Origin of the sequence: Pseudenterobacter timonensis (assembly GCF_900021175.1) — a bacterium.
Classification (GTDB): Bacteria; Pseudomonadota; Gammaproteobacteria; order Enterobacterales; family Enterobacteriaceae; genus Enterobacter; species Enterobacter timonensis.
Map to the genome: position 1 here is coordinate 644,454 of NZ_FCOP01000010.1, position 17,907 is coordinate 662,360.

Genomic DNA, 17,907 nt, shown 5'->3' on the forward strand with positions numbered 1-17,907 from the left:
GCATAAACATTATTCCGGTTTATCTGTAATAACAATCTTATAAACGGTTCAAATATGAATTTAGTACCTGATAACACGGGCCAGACCCTGGCGCATCGTTCCTGGCAATGGCGGGACAACATCTGGACGCTTGGCCTGTACGGCACGGCTGTCGGGGCGGGGACGCTCTTTCTGCCGATAGAGATAGGCACGCGCGGGCCGGTGATATTCCTTGTTATGCTGCTGCTCGGGCTGCCGCTTTCTCTGATGCCCCATCTGCTGCTGTGCCGCGTTTATATGAAAGAGGCGCCGTCGGGCGATTCGGCATTACCGGTATTTGGCTCCTTTTTTCGCGGAAAGGGCGAACTGGCGATGCTGTTATTTTACTGCCTCACCTTTTTCCCGGTGACCCTGGTATATGGGACATCCCTGGTCAACGCGCTGGATAATTACCTTACGACCCGTTTGCATTTTCATCTTATTCACCGCAGCGTCATTTCATTTATCGTTGTCGCCTGTCTTTATGCGGTACTGAGTAAAGGGCGCGATAAAGTCGTCAGCACCCTGAGCGCGCTGGCGCTTCCCTTTGCGATCTCCATCGTGCTGATTGCGGTTTCGCAAATTCCTCACTGGCATCTGGATAATTTTACCGGCGCTATCGAAAACGTTCGCAGCACTCCGCCCGGCGCGACCTTTAAGGGCGTCTGGCTTACGCTGCCGCTGATCGCATTTTCGTTTTGCTGCGCGCCGATGATCTCCCCCCTGGCCTCCTGGTATCGTGAAAAACAGGAAAGCGGGGAGCGCAAGGCGCTGCGGGTGATCCGCGTGGCCTACGCCGCCATCTTTATCAGCATTATCTTTTTTGTCCTGAGCTGCGTGTTAAGCATTCCGCAGGCCACCTTTATCCATGCCAAGGCGCAGAACCTCAACGTGCTGTCGATCATGACCGGGGGCGAAGGGGGCGGTATGGTCTACTACGTGGCGCCTTTTATCGCCATCCTCGGCATGACCAAATCGTTCCTCGGCGTGGGGTTGTCGGTAGCCGATACGCTGGCGCGGCTGCTCACCTGTGCCGGTGGCGAGAAGCGCCGCGTCGGTAAGGGGCTGGCCTGGCTTCTGATGTTCGCGGTGACCTTTGGGGTGGTCGATGCCAACCCGGATGTGATTACGTTGATTGAGACAATCTGCGGCCCGATGATCGCCGTCATTCTCTTTTTAATCCCGGCCTGGCTTATCTATACCCGGGAGGAGCTGCGCTCGCTGCGCGGCGCGAAAGCGATCATGGTGATTATCGGCGGGCTGGCCACGCTCTCTGCGCTCTTTTACAGCATGATCTAAACGTCACCCCCGCCCCGGCGGAGGGACGAATTATCAGGCGCTCTCCGCTTTCGCCAGCTCTCTCACCAGCGGCAACATGATGCGCATGACGTCGCGGCTGCGGTGTTCCATCCGCTTCGGCAGCGCCTTATCGATATGCTCCTGATTATCCAGCCGCACGTTATGCCATGAGACGCCTTGCGGGAAGGCGCTGGAGGGGCTGCGCTGCTGGTAGCCATCTTTTTTACCGAGCGACCAGTTCGTCGCCTCCACATAGAGCACCGGAATACCCGCTTTATCAAATACGTCGCCGTCGTTACAGCAGCCGGTGCCCTGGGGATAATCCTTATTCAGCCCTGGATTCATGGTGGCGTAAATGCCGCGGCTGCGGGCAATCGCCAGAGCGCGATCGCGGGTAAGCTTGCGTACGGGGCCGGGCGTATTTTTCCCGCTATTAAAATAGAGCTTATCCCCGACAATTAAATTATCGAGATTAATTACCAGCAGGGTATTTTTCTTTTCCGCTGCACTCATGCGCTGGAGGAGATTCTCCGCGCCGAGCTTGCCCTCTTCTTCACCGCTGGTGGCGACAAAGCGGATGCCATACTCGGTGGTGGCGCTCTTCAGCCGTTCAGCGAGTTCCAGCATAACGCCAAGGCCTGCGGCATTATCGTCCAGCCCCTGCAATGACAGGCCGCCCAGGTTATTATCGCTGTCGGCGTCGCTCATCGGCGCGTAGGTATCCAGGTGCGCCATAATAATAATTTGCTGCGGTTTTCGTCCCTCGTGCGCCGCAATAACCGTACTGCCGGTGACGTTATGCCAGTTTTGCGTATTATTGCGCGCGGTATAAATATAGCGGCTGTGAAAAGTACGAATATCACTCTGGTAACCCATTCCGGCAAACTGCTGGCGAATATAGTCGGCAGAGAGCATTTCAGCGGGCGTTCCGGTCATCCTTCCTGGAAACATCATGGCAATATGCCGCGCCTGCTGATTGGCGATGGTACCCAGGGGAGAGGTGTGTGCCTGAGCAGGCAGGATAGAGCATACGCCGAGCGCCAGAGCCGCGAGTCGGTGGCGCATTGCGGAAAACATAGTGAGTCCTTAAAAAAGCGCAAATTTTTGACCCGCTTAGTATGAAACTGTGACCGCGCTTACACAATTTCATTTGCTCTTAAATGCCCGATATTTCGTGTGTTAAGCACTTTTTGAGATTAGCTTTCCCATAACGTTATTCCATTGAGTAACTACTCATTCCAATTCGTAATTTCATTCGCTCTAAGCCGCCCCCTATAGTCCCATTATTCCTGGTTGTTAGTGAGTTGTTGCCTGTGGACTATCTCCCCCTTTTTGCCGCCTTAAAAGACCGACCGGTACTGGTTGTCGGGACGGGTGAAATTGCCGATCGCAAAATCGCGTTCCTGCAACGCGCCGGGGCGCAGGTGCGGGTTGTTGCAGAGGCGGATTTTGAAGAGTCACAGATCGACAGCGTGGTGTTGGTCATTGCGGCAACCGAGGATCGGCCGCTCAATCGCCGCATCTCCGACGCTGCCCAGGCCCGTCACCGTCTGGTGAACGTGGTGGATGACCAGCCGCTGTGCTCGTTTATCTTCCCGTCGATTGTCGACCGCTCGCCGCTGCTGGTAGCGATCTCCTCCGGCGGCACCGCGCCGGTGCTGGCGCGCGTGCTACGGGAAAAAATCGAAGCGCTGCTGCCGACCAGCCTTGGGCGCATGGCGGAGAAAGCCAGCTACTGGCGCAACCATCTGAAAACGCGTCTGACCAGCGTAACGGAACGTCGTCGCTTCTGGGAGCGGGTGTTTCGGGGCCGCTTTGCCAGCCTGATGCAGGCAGGTAATGAGACGGCGGCGCAGAAAATCCTCGAAGATGAACTGGATAACCCCGGCGGTACGGGCGGGGAGATCATTCTGGTGGGGGCCGGGCCGGGGGATGCCGGGCTGCTGACGCTGCGTGGCCTCCAGGTGCTTCAGGATGCGGACGTGGTGTTCTACGACCACCTCGTCACCGACGGCATCCGCGAGATGATCCGCCGGGACGCGGAGCAAATCTGCGTCGGCAAACGGGCGGGCGAGCACTCCGTGGCGCAGCACGACACCAATCAGATGCTGATTGCCGCCGCGAAAGCGGGCAAGACCGTGGTGCGCCTGAAAGGGGGCGACCCGTTTATTTTTGGTCGCGGTGGCGAAGAATTGCAGGCGGCAGCCGAAGCGGGCGTGCCGTTCCAGGTGGTCCCCGGCATCACGGCGGCGTCAGCCGTCACGGCCTACGCCGGTATTCCTCTGACCCATCGCGATTACGCCCAGAGCGTGACCTTTGTGACCGGGCACTATAAAGCCGACAGCGCGCCGTTTGACTGGTCGCATCTCGCCCAGAGCCGACAAACGCTGGCGATTTACATGGGCACCATGAAAGCGGCGGACATCAGCGAACAGCTTATCCAGCACGGTCGCGATGCGACGACGCCGGTAGCGGTGATCTCCCGCGGGACACGCGTCGATCAGCATGTCGCCATCGGCACATTACAAGACCTTGCAACCCTGGCGAAAGATGCCCCGATGCCCGCCCTGATCGTGGTGGGAGAAGTGGTGCAGCTGCACAGCGCGCTCGCCTGGTTCCAACACACAACCGACACAGAGGGCTTTGGTTCTTCTGTTATCAATTTGGCTTAAGGAACGGTTATGGACCAAAAACGACTCACTCACCTGCGGCAGCTTGAAGCGGAAAGTATCCATATTATCCGCGAAGTGGCCGCCGAGTTTTCTAACCCGGTGATGATGTACTCCATCGGTAAAGATTCCAGCGTCATGCTGCACCTGGCGCGTAAAGCCTTCTATCCCGGCACGCTGCCGTTCCCGCTGCTGCATGTGGATACCGGCTGGAAATTCCGCGAGATGTACGAGTTCCGTGACCGTACCGCTAAAGCCTACGGCTGCGAGCTGCTGGTGCATAAAAACCCGGAAGGGGTGGCGATGGGGATTAACCCGTTTGTCCACGGCAGCGCCAAACATACCGACATCATGAAAACCGAAGGGCTGAAGCAGGCGCTGAACAAATATGGCTTTGACGCCGCGTTCGGCGGCGCGCGCCGCGACGAGGAGAAATCCCGCGCGAAAGAGCGTATCTACTCCTTCCGTGACCGCTTCCACCGCTGGGACCCGAAAAACCAGCGTCCGGAGCTGTGGCACAACTACAACGGCCAGATCAACAAAGGCGAAAGCATTCGCGTCTTCCCGCTCTCCAACTGGACCGAGCTGGATATCTGGCAGTATATCTTCCTGGAAAATATCGAAATCGTTCCGCTCTACCTGGCCGCCGAGCGCCCGGTGCTGGAGCGCGACGGCATGCTGATGATGATCGATGACGATCGTATCGATTTGCAGCCGGGGGAAGTGATCAAAAAGCGTATGGTCCGTTTCCGTACCCTCGGCTGCTGGCCGTTGACCGGCGCGGTGGAGTCGAATGCGCAGACGCTGCCGGAGATCATCGAAGAGATGCTGGTATCGACCACCAGCGAGCGACAGGGGCGCGTCATCGACCGCGACCAGGCAGGCTCCATGGAGCTGAAGAAACGTCAGGGTTATTTCTAAGGAGCCGCCATGAACACCACTATTGCTCAACAAATTGCTAACGAAGGCGGCGTGGAAGCCTATCTGCACGCCCAGCAGCATAAAAGCCTGCTGCGTTTTCTCACCTGCGGCAGCGTCGACGACGGCAAGAGCACGCTGATTGGCCGCCTGCTGCACGACACGCGCCAGATTTACGAAGATCAGCTCTCTTCCCTGCATAACGACAGCAAACGCCACGGCACCCAGGGCGAAAAGCTCGATCTGGCGCTGCTGGTGGATGGCCTGCAGGCGGAGCGCGAGCAAGGGATCACCATTGATGTGGCCTACCGCTACTTCTCCACCGAGAAACGCAAATTTATTATCGCCGACACCCCGGGGCATGAGCAGTACACCCGTAACATGGCGACCGGCGCCTCCACCTGCGACCTGGCGATCCTGCTGATCGACGCCCGTAAAGGCGTACTGGATCAAACCCGTCGCCACAGCTTTATCTCCACGCTGCTGGGGATCAAAAATCTGGTGGTGGCGGTTAACAAAATGGATCTGGTGGACTTTAGCCAGGATCGCTTCGAGGAGATCCGCCAGAACTATCTGACCTTTGCTGAACAGCTGCCGGGCAACCTGGATATCCGCTTTGTGCCGCTCTCGGCGCTGGAAGGCGATAACGTCGCCTCCCAGAGCGGGAACATGCCCTGGTACAGCGGCCCGACGCTGCTGGAGATGCTTGAGACCGTAGAGATCCAGCGCGTGGTGGAAAGCCAGCCGATGCGTTTTCCGGTGCAGTACGTTAACCGCCCGAACCTCGATTTTCGCGGCTTCTCTGGCACTATCGCCTCCGGCGTGGTGACGGTGGGCCAGCGCGTGAAGGTGCTGCCGTCCGGCGTGGAGTCGTCGATCGCCCGTATCGTCACCTTCGATGGCGATCTGCCTCAGGCGGGCGCAGGCGAAGCGGTGACGCTGGTGCTGAAAGATGAGATCGACATCAGCCGCGGCGATCTGCTGGTGGAGGCGGCTGAAACGCTAACGGCGGTGCAGAGCGCGTCGGTTGACGTGGTATGGATGGCGGAGCAGCCGCTGACCGCTGGCCAGAGCTACGATATCAAAATCGCCGGCAAGAAAACCCGCGCCCGGGTGGATGGCGTTCAGTTCCAGGTGGATATCAATAACCTCACCCAGCGCGAGGTGAGCGAGCTGCCGCTGAACGGCATTGGCCTTGTGGATCTCACCTTTGACGAGCCGCTGGTGCTGGATCGCTACCAGCAGAACCCGGTGACCGGCGGGCTGATTTTTATCGATCGCCTCTCTAACGTTACCGTGGGGGCGGGCATGGTGCGTGAACCCCACGCGCAGGCCGCCGCCACGCCGTCCGACTACAGCGCCTTTGAGCTGGAGCTGAACGCGCTGGTCCGCAAGCACTTCCCGCACTGGGGCGCGCGCGATCTGCTGGGAGGCAAGTAATGGCGCAACACGACGAAAACGTCGTCTGGCATCCCCATCCGGTGACGGTGGCGGCCCGTGAGCAACTCCACGGCCATCGTGGCGTGGTGCTCTGGTTTACCGGGCTCTCCGGCTCCGGTAAATCTACGGTCGCAGGCGCGCTGGAGGAGGCGCTGCACCAGGCGGGGGTAAGCACCTACCTGCTGGACGGAGATAATGTGCGCCACGGCCTGTGCAGCGATTTAGGGTTCAGCGACGCGGATCGCAAAGAGAACATTCGGCGGGTGGGGGAGGTGGCCGGCCTGATGGCGGACGCCGGGCTGGTGGTTCTCACCGCCTTTATCTCCCCCCACCGCGCCGAGCGACAGATGGTGCGTGAGCGGGTGGGCGAGGGGCGGTTTATCGAGATCTTTGTCGATACGCCGCTGGCGATTTGCGAACGCCGCGATCCAAAAGGGCTCTATAAAAAGGCGCGGGCGGGGGAGCTTAAGAACTTCACCGGCATCGATGCGGTATACGAGGCGCCCGTCTCCGCGGACATTCACCTGAATGGTGAACAATTGGTAACAAATTTAGTAGGCCAATTATTAGACCTGCTCAGACAGGACGATATTATCAGATCCTGAGACGGTACCTTCCGGGAAGCTACCTTCCCGGCAGGGGTGTCATAGTCACAGGATTTTTTATGCGCGACGGTCAGAATTTCATTATTAACGGGTCGGAGAGGTTATCGCCCCAGGACGAAACGACATGGTCCCTGCCGGGGGCGGTGGTCGGTTTTGCCTCATGGCTGCTGGCGCTGGGTATCCCTTTCCTGGTCTATGGCCGTAACACGCTCTTTTTCTTTCTTTATACCTGGCCATTTTTCCTGGCGCTGATGCCCGTTGCGGTTGTGGTGGGTATCGCGTTCCACTCCCTGCTTAACGGCAGACTGCTGTTCAGCCTCCTCACCACTATCGCTCTGGTCGTCGCCATCTTTGGTCTGCTCTTTTTGTGGCTGATGGGCTAACTTGCGACATAATTGAACCCCATAGTAGAGTCCAGCGGAAAGTTATGGGATGATGATGCCGTTTTTCAGGGGGCAGGATGGGTAAATTAACGTTGCTGTTGCTGGCCTTGCTGGTCTGGCTACAGTATTCGCTGTGGTTCGGTAAGAATGGCCTGCACGACTACAGCCGGGTCAATGATGACGTAACGGCGCAGCAGGCTACGAACGCAAAACTTAAGGCGCGAAACGATCAGCTTTTTGCCGAGATCGACGATCTCAACGGTGGGCAGGAGGCGATTGAGGAGCGCGCGCGTAACGAACTCAGTATGACGAAGCCGGGCGAAACCTTCTATCGTCTGGTGCCGGATGCGTCTAAACGCAATCAGGGCACAGCGCAAAACAATCGATAATCAGGCCCAGGATTACGACATGGCAGTGACTTTTTCGGACGTATGCGCCGTCGTGCCGGCCGCAGGCGTCGGCCGCCGCATGCAAACAGAGTGTCCTAAGCAGTATCTCTCCATCGGCGATAAAACCATTCTTGAGCACTCCGTCGCGGCGCTGCTCGCCCATCCGCGGGTATCGCGCGTGGTGATCGCCATCAGCCCCGGCGACGCCCGCTTCGCGGCGCTCCCGCTCGCTTCCCACCCGCAGATTGTTGTCGTCGACGGCGGCGCCGAGCGCGCCGAATCCGTCATGGCGGGCCTTCAGGCGGCTGAAGGCGCCTCGTGGGTGCTGGTGCATGATGCCGCACGCCCCTGTTTGCACCCGCAGGATCTGGCGCGTCTGCTCGCTATCAGCGAAACCAGCCGCGTCGGCGGCATTCTGGCCGCCCCGGTGCGCGACACCATGAAGCGCGCCGAACCCGGTAAAAACGCCGTCGCCCATACCGTCGAGCGCGTCGATTTATGGCATGCGCTGACCCCCCAGTTTTTCCCCCGCGAGCTGCTCCACGACTGTTTACAGCGGGCGCTTAATGAAGGCGCCACTATCACCGACGAAGCGTCGGCGCTGGAGTATTGCGGTTTTCATCCGCAGCTTGTCGAAGGGCGTGCAGATAATATAAAAGTAACGCGCCCGGAAGATTTACAGCTCGCGGAGTTTTATCTTACCCGTTTGACCCACCAGGAGAAGGCATAATGCGAATTGGACACGGTTTTGACGTACACGCCTTTGGCGGCGCGGGCCCGATTATCATCGGCGGCGTGCGCATTCCTTATGAGAAGGGGTTGCTGGCCCATTCCGATGGCGACGTGGCGTTGCACGCCCTGACCGACGCGCTGCTCGGCGCGGCGGCGCTGGGCGATATCGGCAAGCTTTTCCCGGACACCGATCCGGCATTTAAAGGTGCCGACAGCCGCGAACTGCTGCGCGAAGCCTGGCGCCGTATTCAGGCCAAAGGCTATACGCTTGGCAACGTGGATGTCACTATCATCGCCCAGGCGCCGAAAATGTTGCCGCATATTCCGCAGATGCGCGTCTTTATCGCCGAAGATCTCGGGTGTCATATGGATGATGTCAACGTCAAAGCCACCACCACGGAAAAGCTCGGCTTTACCGGGCGCGGCGAGGGGATCGCCTGTGAAGCGGTGGCGCTGCTGGTGAAGGCGGGCAAATGACAGCGTTTGACAACCTCACCTGGCTGCACGGCCAACCGCAGGCGAGCGGCCTGCTGAAAGCCAGCCCGGAAGATTTTCTCGTGGTGGAGGATTTGGGCTTTGAGCCGGATGGCGAGGGCGAGCATATCCTGGTACGCATCCTGAAAAAGGGCTGCAACACCCGCGCCGTAGCCGATGCGCTGGCGAAATTTCTCAAGATCCCTGCCCGCGAGGTGAGCTTCGCCGGGCAAAAAGATAAACAGGCCGTTACCGAGCAGTGGCTTTGCGCCCGTGTGCCCGGCAACGCCATGCCTGATATCAGCAAATTTGAGCTTGAGGGCTGCCAGGTACTGGAGTACGCCCGCCACAAGCGCAAGCTGCGTCTCGGTGCGCTGAAGGGCAACGCCTTTACGCTGGTGCTACGCGACATCTCCGATCGCGCACAGGTGGAACAACGTCTGACGGCGATCCGCGAGCGGGGCGTGCCCAACTATTTCGGCGCCCAGCGTTTTGGCATCGGCGGCAGCAACTTGCAGGGCGCGTTGCGTTGGGCGCAAAGCGATGCGCCGGTTCGTGACCGCAATAAACGCAGTTTTTGGTTGTCGGCGGCCCGCAGCGCGTTGTTTAATCAGATTGTGAGCGAGCGTCTGAAAAAAACGGACGCGAATCAAGTTGTTGTCGGCGATGCGCTACAATTAGCCGGACGCGGCAGCTGGTTTGTCGCAACGGCGGAAGAGTTGGCCGAACTCCAGGCGCGCGTCGATGGCAAAGCGCTGATGATTACCGCCGCGCTGCCGGGTAAAGGCGAGTGGGGGACACAGGGCGAGGCGCTGGCTGCCGAAGAGGCGGCGATAGCGGATGCGCCGGAATTACAGGCGCTGCTGGTGCGGGAAAAGGTTGAGGCGTCGCGTCGCGCGATGCTGCTCTATCCGCAGCAGATGAACTGGAGCTGGTGTGACGACGCAACCGTCGAGCTGCGCTTCTGGCTGCCTGCGGGCAGCTTCGCCACCAGCGTTGTCAGGGAACTTATCAACACGTCGGGTGATTATGCGAATTTTGCTGAGTAACGATGATGGGATCCACGCGCCGGGCATTCAGACCCTGGCGAAACACCTTCGCGAATTTGCCGAGGTGCAGGTGGTGGCCCCCGATCGTAACCGCAGCGGGGCGTCTAACTCGTTGACGCTGGAATCATCCCTTCGCACCTTTACGTTTGATAACGGGGATATCGCGGTGCAAACGGGGACGCCGACCGACTGCGTCTTTTTAGGGGTTAACGCCCTGATGCGCCCGCGCCCGGATGTGGTGGTCTCCGGCATCAATGCCGGCCCCAATCTGGGCGATGATGTGATCTACTCCGGCACCGTGGCGGCCGCGATGGAGGGCCGACACCTGGGCTTTCCGGCGCTGGCGGTCTCCCTGAACGGCTATCAGCACTACGACACCGCGGCGGTTGTCACCTGTTCGCTGCTTCGGGCGCTGGAGCGAGAGCCGCTGCGCACCGGGCGCATTCTTAACGTCAACGTGCCCGATCTGCCGATAGAGGCGATCAAGGGGCTTCGCGTGACCCGCTGCGGCAGTCGCCACCCGGCGGATAAAGTCATTCCGCAGGAAGATCCGCGCGGCAATACCCTTTACTGGATAGGACCGCCGGGAGAAAAATGCGACGCCGGGCCGGATACCGATTTTGCGGCGGTCGATGAGGGGTATGTCTCGGTCACGCCGTTACATGTCGATCTCACTGCGTATAAGGCGCAGGAGGTGGTCTCAGGCTGGCTGGAACGCGCCGGGGTGAACGCGCAATGGTAAGTAAACGTGTACAAACGCTCCTGAATCAGTTACGTCATCAGGGCATCAGCGACGAGCGGGTGCTGGAGGCGATCGCGCAGGTTCCGCGTGAAAAATTTGTTGATGAAGCGTTTGAACATAAAGCCTGGGAAAACGTCGCCTTGCCCATCGGCCAGGGACAAACCATTTCGCAGCCCTATATGGTGGCGAGAATGACGGAGCTGCTTGAGCTGACGCCGGAATCACGGGTGCTGGAGATCGGCACCGGTTCCGGCTATCAGACCGCCATCCTGGCGCATCTGGTGCATCACGTCTGCTCGGTTGAGCGTATTAAAGGGCTACAGTGGCAGGCGCGCCGCCGCCTCAAGCAGCTCGATTTACACAATGTTTCCACACGTCACGGCGATGGCTGGCAGGGCTGGCAGGCCCGCGCCCCGTTTGACGCCATCATCGTGACCGCAGCACCGCCTGAGATCCCGGTCGCGCTCTTATCGCAGCTGGATGAGGGCGGACTCCTCGTTTTGCCAGTGGGCGATGAACAGCAGCTCTTAAAGCGTGTTTGTCGACGGGGCGGCGAGTTCATTATCGATACCGTAGAAGCCGTACGCTTTGTGCCTCTCATCAAGGGAGAGCTGGCCTGAGACTCGGAATTATCCAGGGTTTTTCGGCTGGTTTCAGCGTATGGTGTGCGCACATGGCGTGTGCCACAACGGTTTTTTTAAGTCACTGGTAGTTAACACATTCCTGGGGGATAAATGAGCGCGGGAAGCCCTAAATTCACCATCAGCCGTGTTGCGGCATTAACAATGGTTTCACTCTGGCTGGCAGGCTGTTCAAGCTCCAGTAACCCACCGGCGCCAGTCAGCTCCGTCGACGGCAGCAGCGGTGCGGGCAGCACTTCCAGCGGAATGCTGATTACGCCACCCTCCCAAATGGGAACGCCTGTGCAGCAAACTCCTGTTATCCAGCCTGTTCAGCCGCCTGTTACGCAGCCAACTCAGGTTCAGCCAGTTGAACAGCCTGTGCAAATGGAAAATGGCCACATAGTGTACAACCGTAAGTATGGGAACATTCCGAAAGGTAGCTATACCGGCGGCAGTACCTATACCGTCAAACGTGGCGATACCTTGTTTTATATCGCCTGGATCACCGGGAACGATTTCCGTGATTTAGCCCAGCGAAACAACGTTCAGGCCCCGTACGCCCTGAATGTCGGCCAGACGTTGCAGGTTGGTAACGCAACGGGTAAACCGCTCACGCCAGGCAATACCGTCTCGGCGACAGACGTAACCGCGCAAAATAACAGCGTAAAACCTGCACAAAATTCAACCGCGGTTGTTGCTTCACAACCAACAATTACGTATTCTGAGGACTCAGGTGAACAAAGTGCTAACAAGATGTTGCCTAACAACAAGCCTGCAACTGTGGTTACAGCGCCTGTTACGGCTCCAGCAGTTAGCTCTACTGCACCGACTGCCAGCAGCGTTTCGTCCAGCTCGCCGATTTCAACCTGGCGCTGGCCAACTGATGGCAAGGTTATCGAGAACTTCTCTTCCTCTGAGGGGGGAAATAAAGGGATCGATATCGCAGGCAGCAAAGGCCAGCCTATCGTCGCGACCGCTGATGGACGCGTGGTATATGCCGGTAACGCCCTGCGCGGTTACGGTAATTTAATCATCATTAAACACAACGATGATTACCTGAGTGCCTACGCCCATAACGACACAATGCTGGTCCGGGAACAACAAGAAGTTAAGGCGGGGCAGAAAATCGCTACCATGGGTAGCACCGGAACCAGTTCTACACGCTTGCATTTTGAAATTCGTTACAAGGGGAAATCCGTCAACCCGCTGCAATATTTACCGCAGCGATAATTCGGCGAAGCTTACCGTAAGGTCTGTTTCGCTCAGGGATCACGGGTAGGAGCCACCTTTATGAGTCAGAATACGCTGAAAGTTCATGATTTAAATGAAGACGCGGAATTTGATGAGAACGGAGTAGAGGCTTTTGATGAAAAAGCCTTGAGTGAAGAGGAACCCAGTGATAACGAGTTAGCTGAAGAAGAGCTGTTATCGCAGGGGGCCACACAGCGGGTGCTGGACGCAACGCAGCTCTACCTGGGAGAGATCGGATACTCTCCCCTGTTAACAGCGGAAGAAGAAGTTTATTTCGCCCGTCGCGCACTGCGTGGAGATGTTGCCTCACGCCGTCGTATGATCGAAAGTAACCTGCGTCTGGTGGTGAAAATTGCCCGTCGTTACAGCAATCGTGGTCTGGCGCTGCTCGACCTGATTGAAGAAGGTAACTTAGGTCTTATCCGCGCGGTTGAGAAATTTGACCCGGAACGCGGGTTCCGCTTCTCAACCTACGCGACATGGTGGATTCGTCAGACTATCGAACGTGCGATCATGAACCAGACTCGCACCATTCGTCTGCCGATTCATATCGTGAAAGAGCTGAACGTCTATCTGCGTACCGCGCGCGAGTTGTCCCATAAGCTGGACCACGAGCCAAGCGCGGAAGAGATTGCCGAGCAGCTGGATAAACCGGTCGATGACGTCAGCCGTATGCTGCGTCTGAACGAGCGCATCACCTCGGTTGATACCCCGCTGGGCGGTGATTCCGAAAAAGCGCTGCTGGATATCCTGGCCGATGAAAAAGATAACGGCCCGGAAGATACCACGCAGGACGATGACATGAAGCAGAGCATCGTCAAATGGCTGTTCGAACTGAACGCCAAACAGCGTGAAGTACTGGCGCGTCGTTTCGGTCTGCTGGGTTATGAAGCTGCCACGCTGGAAGATGTGGGTCGCGAAATCGGTCTCACCCGCGAGCGCGTTCGCCAGATTCAGGTTGAAGGTCTGCGTCGCCTGCGTGAAATCCTGCAGGGTCAGGGGCTGAATATCGAAGCGCTGTTCCGCGAGTAAGCCACCGTTAGTCAAAAAAGGCCAGTCGACAGACTGGCCTTTTCTTTGCGCGTTTTCCCGCTATTCCATCATCTTGCGTACCAGTTCCGTGAACTGCCTGCGCTCCGCGTCGCTTAAACGTCCTAAAAAGGCCTCATCCACGCCGTTGCCCACCGGCTGACAGCCTGCCAGCAGCGCTTTTCCCTCATCGGTTAAAAAGACAAAGCGGCGGCGTTTATCCGCCCTGTCGTGCTCGCGCTTCACCAGCCCGCGCATTTCCATTCGGCTCAGCATCTCTGCTAGGGTGGCCTTGGTGCTGACCGCCGCCTCCGTTAACGCCACCTGCTCAATGCCGGGATGCTCAGCGATAGCCCGCAGCACCGCATACTGCGGTTTCGTGAGTTCCGGCAACGCGTGCTGCCAGCGCGCGGTATGCTGTTGAAAAAGCTGGCGCAGCAGGTGAAACGCTTCTTGTCTCAGTTCCATGAACTCTCCTGAATAAGGTGCAGCTCCTTATCATAGCCTCTTCTGGCTGGAATATTAACGCGCCCGTTTTTAGCGAATCGTGTGATCGTGTACGAACGACCTTGTCAGATTTCCGTTTCCGGCGTAGTGTAATTTAAAATGTTCGTACACGAACAAATTATTGAGGTGATGAATGCGATTGATTGTTGGAATGACGGGAGCAACCGGCGCGCCGTTAGGCGTGGCGCTGCTGCAGGCGCTACGTGATATGCCGGAGGTGGAGACTCATCTGGTGATGTCGAAATGGGCAAAAACGACCATTGAACTGGAAACGCCTTATACGGCGAAAGATGTCGCCGGGCTGGCGGATGTGGTCCACAGTCCGGCCGATCAGGCGGCCTCTATCTCCTCCGGCTCTTTTCATACCGACGGCATGATCATCATCCCCTGCAGCATGAAAACTCTGGCGGGGATCCGCGCAGGCTACGCCGATGGGCTGGTGGGGCGAGCCGCGGACGTGGTGCTGAAAGAGGGGCGCAAGCTAGTGCTGGTCCCGCGCGAAACGCCGCTCAGCACTATTCATCTGGAAAATATGTTGGCCCTTTCCCGGATGGGGGTGGCGATGGTGCCGCCGATGCCTGCCTGGTACAACCATCCGCAAACGGCTGACGACATTGCCCAACATATCGTCACCCGCGTGCTCGACCAGTTCGGTCTGGAGCATAAAAAAGCGCGGCGCTGGAGCGGTCTGCAGGCGGCAAAGAATTTTTCACAGGAGACTGAAGATGGCATTTGATGATTTGAGAAGCTTTCTGCAGGCGCTCGATGAGCAAGGGCAGCTGCTGAGAATTGAGGAAGAGGTTAACGCCGAGCCGGATCTGGCGGCGGCGGCCAACGCGACCGGACGCATTGGCGATGGCGCGCCCGCGCTCTGGTTCGATAACATTCGCGGCTTTACCGATGCCCGCGTCGTCATGAACACCATAGGCTCCTGGCAAAACCATGCCATCTCCCTGGGGCTGGCCCCCAACACCCCGGTCAAAAAGCAGATCGATGAGTTTATTCGCCGCTGGGATAAGTTCCCCGTCGCGCCGGAACGCCGCGCTAATCCGGCCTGGGCAGAAAACAGCGTCGATGGCGATGAAATTAACCTGTTCGATATTCTGCCGCTGTTTCGCCTCAACGATGGCGATGGCGGTTTTTATCTCGACAAAGCGTGCGTGGTCTCCCGCGATCCGCTCGATCCCGACAACTTCGGCAAGCAGAACGTGGGCATTTACCGCATGGAGGTAAAGGGGAAGCGTAAGCTCGGCCTTCAGCCGGTACCGATGCACGACATCGCCCTGCATCTGCATAAGGCGGAGGAGCGCGGCGAAGATCTGCCGATCGCCATTACCCTGGGCAACGATCCCATTATCACCCTGATGGGGGCAACGCCGCTGAAATACGATCAGTCTGAATATGAGATGGCGGGGGCGCTGCGCGAAAGCCCATACCCGATCGCCACCGCGCCGCTGACCGGGTTTGACGTACCGTGGGGCTCTGAAGTGATCCTCGAAGGGGTGATCGAGAGCCGTAAGCGTGAAATCGAAGGGCCGTTTGGTGAGTTTACCGGCCACTACTCCGGCGGTCGTAACATGACGGTCGTGCGCATCGACAAGGTCTCTTATCGCACGAAACCGATTTTCGAGTCGCTCTATCTGGGCATGCCGTGGACAGAGATTGATTATCTGATGGGGCCGGCCACCTGCGTACCGCTCTATCAGCAGCTGAAGGCGGAGTTCCCGGAAGTGCAGGCGGTGAACGCCATGTACACGCACGGCCTGCTGGCGATTATCTCCACCAAAAAACGTTACGGCGGTTTTGCCCGCGCGGTAGGGCTGCGGGCGATGACCACCCCGCATGGCCTGGGCTATGTGAAGATGGTGATTATGGTGGATGAGGATGTCGATCCCTTTAACCTGCCGCAGGTGATGTGGGCGCTCTCCTCGAAGGTCAACCCGGCGGGGGATCTGGTGCAGCTGCCGAACATGTCGGTCCTGGAGCTGGATCCCGGCTCAAGCCCGGCGGGGATCACCGACAAGCTGATTATCGACGCCACCACGCCCGTTGCGCCGGATAAGCGTGGGCACTACAGCCAGCCGGTGCAGGATCTGCCTGAAACCAAAGCCTGGGCTGAAAAACTGACCGCTATGCTGGCCGCACGTCAATAAGGAGAAAAAGATGATTTGTCCACGCTGTGCCGATGAGCACATTGAGGTTATGGCCACTTCCCCGGTAAAAGGTGTCTGGACCGTCTATCAGTGCCAGCATTGTCTTTATACCTGGCGCGACACCGAGCCGCTGCGCCGTACCAGCCGCGAGCATTACCCCGAAGCGTTTCGCATGACGCAGAAAGATATCGACGAGGCGCCGCAGGTGCCGACTATTCCGCCGCTGCTGGCGGAAGATAAGCGCTGAGAGCGGGGGATAGGGGCCCCTCACCCTGGCCCTCTCCCCAGTGGGGAGAGGGAACTGATCGAGCGCGGTACGTTTTGCCCCTTCCCCAGTGGGGAGAGGGAACTGATTGAGCACGGTACGTTTTTCCCCTTCCCAAAGGGGAGAGGTAACTAATTGAGCACGTTACGTTTTTTCCCCTCTCCCCTTTGGGGAGAGGGCCGGGGTGAGGGGCTGCCGGGTCTGATGCCTTAACCGCCTTATACCAGACTTTTCAACCGATAGTTTGTAGATACTGTTATGCCACGCAAGCATTTTCCTGATGCAACGTGGCATCGAACGGGCGTCCTGATTTCAGGACGCCATACGCCACCTGCGCCAGCTTACGCATCATCGCTCCGATTATCAGCTTCGCTCCCTTACCGTTCTTTTCCAGACGCGCCCTGAACCCTTTTCCCCACTCCGTTTTGTACAGCGCCACCATCGCGGGCATATACAGCGCCCTGCGAAGCGAGACATGTCCGGCCTTGCTCATCCTGCCTGCCCTGTTTACGCTGCTTCCGGATTCATGCTGCCGCGGTGTCAGCCCTGCGAACGCCGCGAACTGCCGCGCCTGCCCGAACCTGTCCTTCAGCCCCACATACGCCAGCAGCACCGCCGACGTCTTTTCACCGATACCCGGTATGCTGTCCAGCAGTTTTCGCCGGTGCTTCAGGTCCGGATCGTCATCCGTCAGGTCCTTTATCTGTTTCTCCAGCCGCTTCAGTTCCGCTTCCAGCCACAGAAGGTGCGCATCAATGCTCGGCATCTGCACCTCCCGCGCCGTCTCACGGCGGTTCAGTTCCTGCGTGTGCATGTCCGTCAGGGACTGATGCCGCAGCACCAGCGCCCGCAACGCGCGTTCCACCGGATGCGGTGCCTCCCAGGCTGCCGGACGCTTCTGCCGGCAGAACTCTGCCAGCATACGGGCATCCACGGCATCGGTTTTACTGCGCAGACCTTCGCTCTGCGCAAAGGCTTTACCCAGAGCCGGGTTGATGATGGATACGATGAAACCGGCATCACTGAGGGATGCCGCAGCATCTTCCATACAGGTGCTGGTCGCTTCCATGCAGACATGTGCCGGAGCCACATTATGGCTGCGTAGCCAGCTGAGCAGCGCCTCGTGGCCTCCGGGTGTGTTGGCAAATTTTTTGCTGCGGTGACGGCCATCAGGTCGCAACACATCGACATCCAGCTTAGCTTTGGAGACATCGATACCAATAAAATGAAGTTGCTGTTCCATAGTGAAACCAACCTTGTGAATGCGGATTACCGGGAAAACCGGTCCATGATACTGTCCGGTTTGTCACTTGTGGAGAAGGGGCAGTCCACTGCAGGGATCTACAACACAGGCTCGTGGC

At 58.2% G+C, this 17,907-nt stretch carries 20 protein-coding genes; 17 read left to right on the top strand and 3 right to left on the bottom strand.

All coding sequences use genetic code 11. The features are described 5' to 3' along the window. Positions 1-54: 54 nt before the first annotated feature. A complete protein-coding gene (locus BN3796_RS05475; RefSeq protein WP_187374029.1) occupies positions 55-1,317 on the top strand; it encodes an amino acid permease in 1,263 nt (420 codons plus the stop codon). 33 nt (positions 1,318-1,350) lie between these two features. Here the strand turns inward: BN3796_RS05475 and BN3796_RS05480 are convergent, their stop codons facing one another. Then, a complete protein-coding gene (locus BN3796_RS05480) occupies positions 1,351-2,394 on the bottom strand; it encodes an aminopeptidase (RefSeq protein ID WP_061707366.1) in 1,044 nt (347 codons plus the stop codon). A 236-nt stretch (positions 2,395-2,630) separates the two neighbouring features. On the opposite strand from BN3796_RS05480, the gene cysG reads away from it, so the two are divergent. The 13 genes from cysG to rpoS all read left to right on the top strand — a co-directional run bounded on the left by cysG (position 2,631) and on the right by rpoS (position 13,624). Beyond that, positions 2,631-3,989: a siroheme synthase CysG gene (gene cysG / locus BN3796_RS05485; protein ID WP_061707367.1), complete on the top strand. Its 1,359-nt coding sequence runs from the start codon at positions 2,631-2,633 to the stop codon at positions 3,987-3,989. Positions 3,990-3,998: 9 nt separating this feature from the next. Beyond that, a complete protein-coding gene (gene cysD / locus BN3796_RS05490) occupies positions 3,999-4,907 on the top strand; it encodes a sulfate adenylyltransferase subunit CysD (RefSeq protein ID WP_061707368.1) in 909 nt (302 codons plus the stop codon). Positions 4,908-4,916: 9 nt separating this feature from the next. After that, entirely contained in the window at positions 4,917-6,344 is a 1,428-nt protein-coding gene (gene cysN / locus BN3796_RS05495) for a sulfate adenylyltransferase subunit CysN (protein ID WP_061707369.1), read from the top strand. Continuing rightward, a complete protein-coding gene (cysC, locus tag BN3796_RS05500) occupies positions 6,344-6,949 on the top strand; it encodes an adenylyl-sulfate kinase (RefSeq protein ID WP_061707370.1) in 606 nt (201 codons plus the stop codon). Before cysN ends, cysC begins: the two co-directional genes overlap by 1 nt. Positions 6,950-7,008: 59 nt before the next feature. Next, positions 7,009-7,332: a DUF3561 family protein gene (locus BN3796_RS05505; RefSeq protein WP_061707371.1), complete on the top strand. Its 324-nt coding sequence runs from the start codon at positions 7,009-7,011 to the stop codon at positions 7,330-7,332. Between the two features lie 77 nt (positions 7,333-7,409). Continuing rightward, on the top strand, positions 7,410-7,721 hold the full coding sequence (gene ftsB, locus BN3796_RS05510) for a cell division protein FtsB (RefSeq protein WP_061707372.1): 312 nt from the start codon (positions 7,410-7,412) through the stop codon (positions 7,719-7,721). A 19-nt stretch (positions 7,722-7,740) separates the two neighbouring features. Then, positions 7,741-8,451: a 2-C-methyl-D-erythritol 4-phosphate cytidylyltransferase gene (ispD, locus tag BN3796_RS05515; protein ID WP_061707373.1), complete on the top strand. Its 711-nt coding sequence runs from the start codon at positions 7,741-7,743 to the stop codon at positions 8,449-8,451. Continuing rightward, positions 8,451-8,930 carry a 2-C-methyl-D-erythritol 2,4-cyclodiphosphate synthase gene (gene ispF / locus BN3796_RS05520; protein ID WP_061707374.1) on the top strand — a complete coding sequence of 160 codons (480 nt, stop codon included), beginning with the start codon at positions 8,451-8,453 and terminating at the stop codon, positions 8,928-8,930. The genes ispD and ispF overlap by 1 nt, the downstream gene beginning before the upstream one ends. Next, a complete protein-coding gene (truD, locus tag BN3796_RS05525) occupies positions 8,927-9,976 on the top strand; it encodes a tRNA pseudouridine(13) synthase TruD (protein ID WP_061707375.1) in 1,050 nt (349 codons plus the stop codon). The genes ispF and truD overlap by 4 nt, the downstream gene beginning before the upstream one ends. After that, on the top strand, positions 9,957-10,718 hold the full coding sequence (gene surE, locus BN3796_RS05530) for a 5'/3'-nucleotidase SurE (protein WP_061707376.1): 762 nt from the start codon (positions 9,957-9,959) through the stop codon (positions 10,716-10,718). Before truD ends, surE begins: the two co-directional genes overlap by 20 nt. Beyond that, positions 10,712-11,338: a protein-L-isoaspartate(D-aspartate) O-methyltransferase gene (locus tag BN3796_RS05535; protein ID WP_061707377.1), complete on the top strand. Its 627-nt coding sequence runs from the start codon at positions 10,712-10,714 to the stop codon at positions 11,336-11,338. Before surE ends, BN3796_RS05535 begins: the two co-directional genes overlap by 7 nt. A 114-nt stretch (positions 11,339-11,452) precedes the next feature. Then, the gene (gene nlpD, locus BN3796_RS05540; RefSeq protein ID WP_061707378.1) at positions 11,453-12,571 is read left to right on the top strand and encodes a murein hydrolase activator NlpD; all 1,119 of its coding nucleotides are present in this window, start codon (positions 11,453-11,455) and stop codon (positions 12,569-12,571) included. Between the two features lie 60 nt (positions 12,572-12,631). Beyond that, entirely contained in the window at positions 12,632-13,624 is a 993-nt protein-coding gene (gene rpoS / locus BN3796_RS05545; RefSeq protein WP_061707379.1) for an RNA polymerase sigma factor RpoS, read from the top strand. A 60-nt stretch (positions 13,625-13,684) separates the two neighbouring features. Here rpoS and BN3796_RS05550 read toward each other — a convergent pair whose 3' ends face one another. Beyond that, positions 13,685-14,089: a MarR family winged helix-turn-helix transcriptional regulator gene (locus BN3796_RS05550; protein WP_061707380.1), complete on the bottom strand. Its 405-nt coding sequence runs from the start codon at positions 14,087-14,089 to the stop codon at positions 13,685-13,687. A gap of 172 nt (positions 14,090-14,261) precedes the next feature. Between BN3796_RS05550 and BN3796_RS05555 the strand changes: the two genes are divergently transcribed. The 3 genes from BN3796_RS05555 to BN3796_RS05565 are packed head-to-tail and all read left to right on the top strand — an operon-like array spanning position 14,262 to position 16,528. After that, entirely contained in the window at positions 14,262-14,864 is a 603-nt protein-coding gene (locus BN3796_RS05555) for a non-oxidative hydroxyarylic acid decarboxylases subunit B (protein ID WP_061707381.1), read from the top strand. Next, on the top strand, positions 14,854-16,281 hold the full coding sequence (locus BN3796_RS05560) for a non-oxidative hydroxyarylic acid decarboxylases subunit C (RefSeq protein WP_061707382.1): 1,428 nt from the start codon (positions 14,854-14,856) through the stop codon (positions 16,279-16,281). The genes BN3796_RS05555 and BN3796_RS05560 overlap by 11 nt, the downstream gene beginning before the upstream one ends. A 10-nt stretch (positions 16,282-16,291) precedes the next feature. Further along, positions 16,292-16,528 (top strand): non-oxidative hydroxyarylic acid decarboxylases subunit D, encoded by a 237-nt coding sequence (locus BN3796_RS05565; RefSeq protein WP_061707383.1) that lies wholly within the window; start codon positions 16,292-16,294, stop codon positions 16,526-16,528. A gap of 274 nt (positions 16,529-16,802) precedes the next feature. On the opposite strand, the gene BN3796_RS05570 is transcribed toward BN3796_RS05565, so the two are convergent. Then, on the bottom strand, positions 16,803-17,789 hold the full coding sequence (locus BN3796_RS05570; protein WP_061707384.1) for an IS110 family transposase: 987 nt from the start codon (positions 17,787-17,789) through the stop codon (positions 16,803-16,805). Positions 17,790-17,907: the final 118 nt, after the last annotated feature.

Coding starts and splice junctions, on each gene's coding strand:
- BN3796_RS05475 (WP_187374029.1), top strand. CDS start 55: ATGAATTTAGTACCTGATAACACGGGCCAGACCCTGGCGCATCGTTCC.
- BN3796_RS05480 (WP_061707366.1), bottom strand. CDS start 2,394: ATGTTTTCCGCAATGCGCCACCGACTCGCGGCTCTGGCGCTCGGCGTA.
- cysD (WP_061707368.1), top strand. CDS start 3,999: ATGGACCAAAAACGACTCACTCACCTGCGGCAGCTTGAAGCGGAAAGT.
- cysN (WP_061707369.1), top strand. CDS start 4,917: ATGAACACCACTATTGCTCAACAAATTGCTAACGAAGGCGGCGTGGAA.
- cysC (WP_061707370.1), top strand. CDS start 6,344: ATGGCGCAACACGACGAAAACGTCGTCTGGCATCCCCATCCGGTGACG.
- BN3796_RS05505 (WP_061707371.1), top strand. CDS start 7,009: ATGCGCGACGGTCAGAATTTCATTATTAACGGGTCGGAGAGGTTATCG.
- ftsB (WP_061707372.1), top strand. CDS start 7,410: ATGGGTAAATTAACGTTGCTGTTGCTGGCCTTGCTGGTCTGGCTACAG.
- ispD (WP_061707373.1), top strand. CDS start 7,741: ATGGCAGTGACTTTTTCGGACGTATGCGCCGTCGTGCCGGCCGCAGGC.
- ispF (WP_061707374.1), top strand. CDS start 8,451: ATGCGAATTGGACACGGTTTTGACGTACACGCCTTTGGCGGCGCGGGC.
- truD (WP_061707375.1), top strand. CDS start 8,927: ATGACAGCGTTTGACAACCTCACCTGGCTGCACGGCCAACCGCAGGCG.
- surE (WP_061707376.1), top strand. CDS start 9,957: ATGCGAATTTTGCTGAGTAACGATGATGGGATCCACGCGCCGGGCATT.
- BN3796_RS05535 (WP_061707377.1), top strand. CDS start 10,712: ATGGTAAGTAAACGTGTACAAACGCTCCTGAATCAGTTACGTCATCAG.
- nlpD (WP_061707378.1), top strand. CDS start 11,453: ATGAGCGCGGGAAGCCCTAAATTCACCATCAGCCGTGTTGCGGCATTA.
- rpoS (WP_061707379.1), top strand. CDS start 12,632: ATGAGTCAGAATACGCTGAAAGTTCATGATTTAAATGAAGACGCGGAA.
- BN3796_RS05550 (WP_061707380.1), bottom strand. CDS start 14,089: ATGGAACTGAGACAAGAAGCGTTTCACCTGCTGCGCCAGCTTTTTCAA.
- BN3796_RS05555 (WP_061707381.1), top strand. CDS start 14,262: ATGCGATTGATTGTTGGAATGACGGGAGCAACCGGCGCGCCGTTAGGC.
- BN3796_RS05560 (WP_061707382.1), top strand. CDS start 14,854: ATGGCATTTGATGATTTGAGAAGCTTTCTGCAGGCGCTCGATGAGCAA.
- BN3796_RS05565 (WP_061707383.1), top strand. CDS start 16,292: ATGATTTGTCCACGCTGTGCCGATGAGCACATTGAGGTTATGGCCACT.
- BN3796_RS05570 (WP_061707384.1), bottom strand. CDS start 17,789: ATGGAACAGCAACTTCATTTTATTGGTATCGATGTCTCCAAAGCTAAG.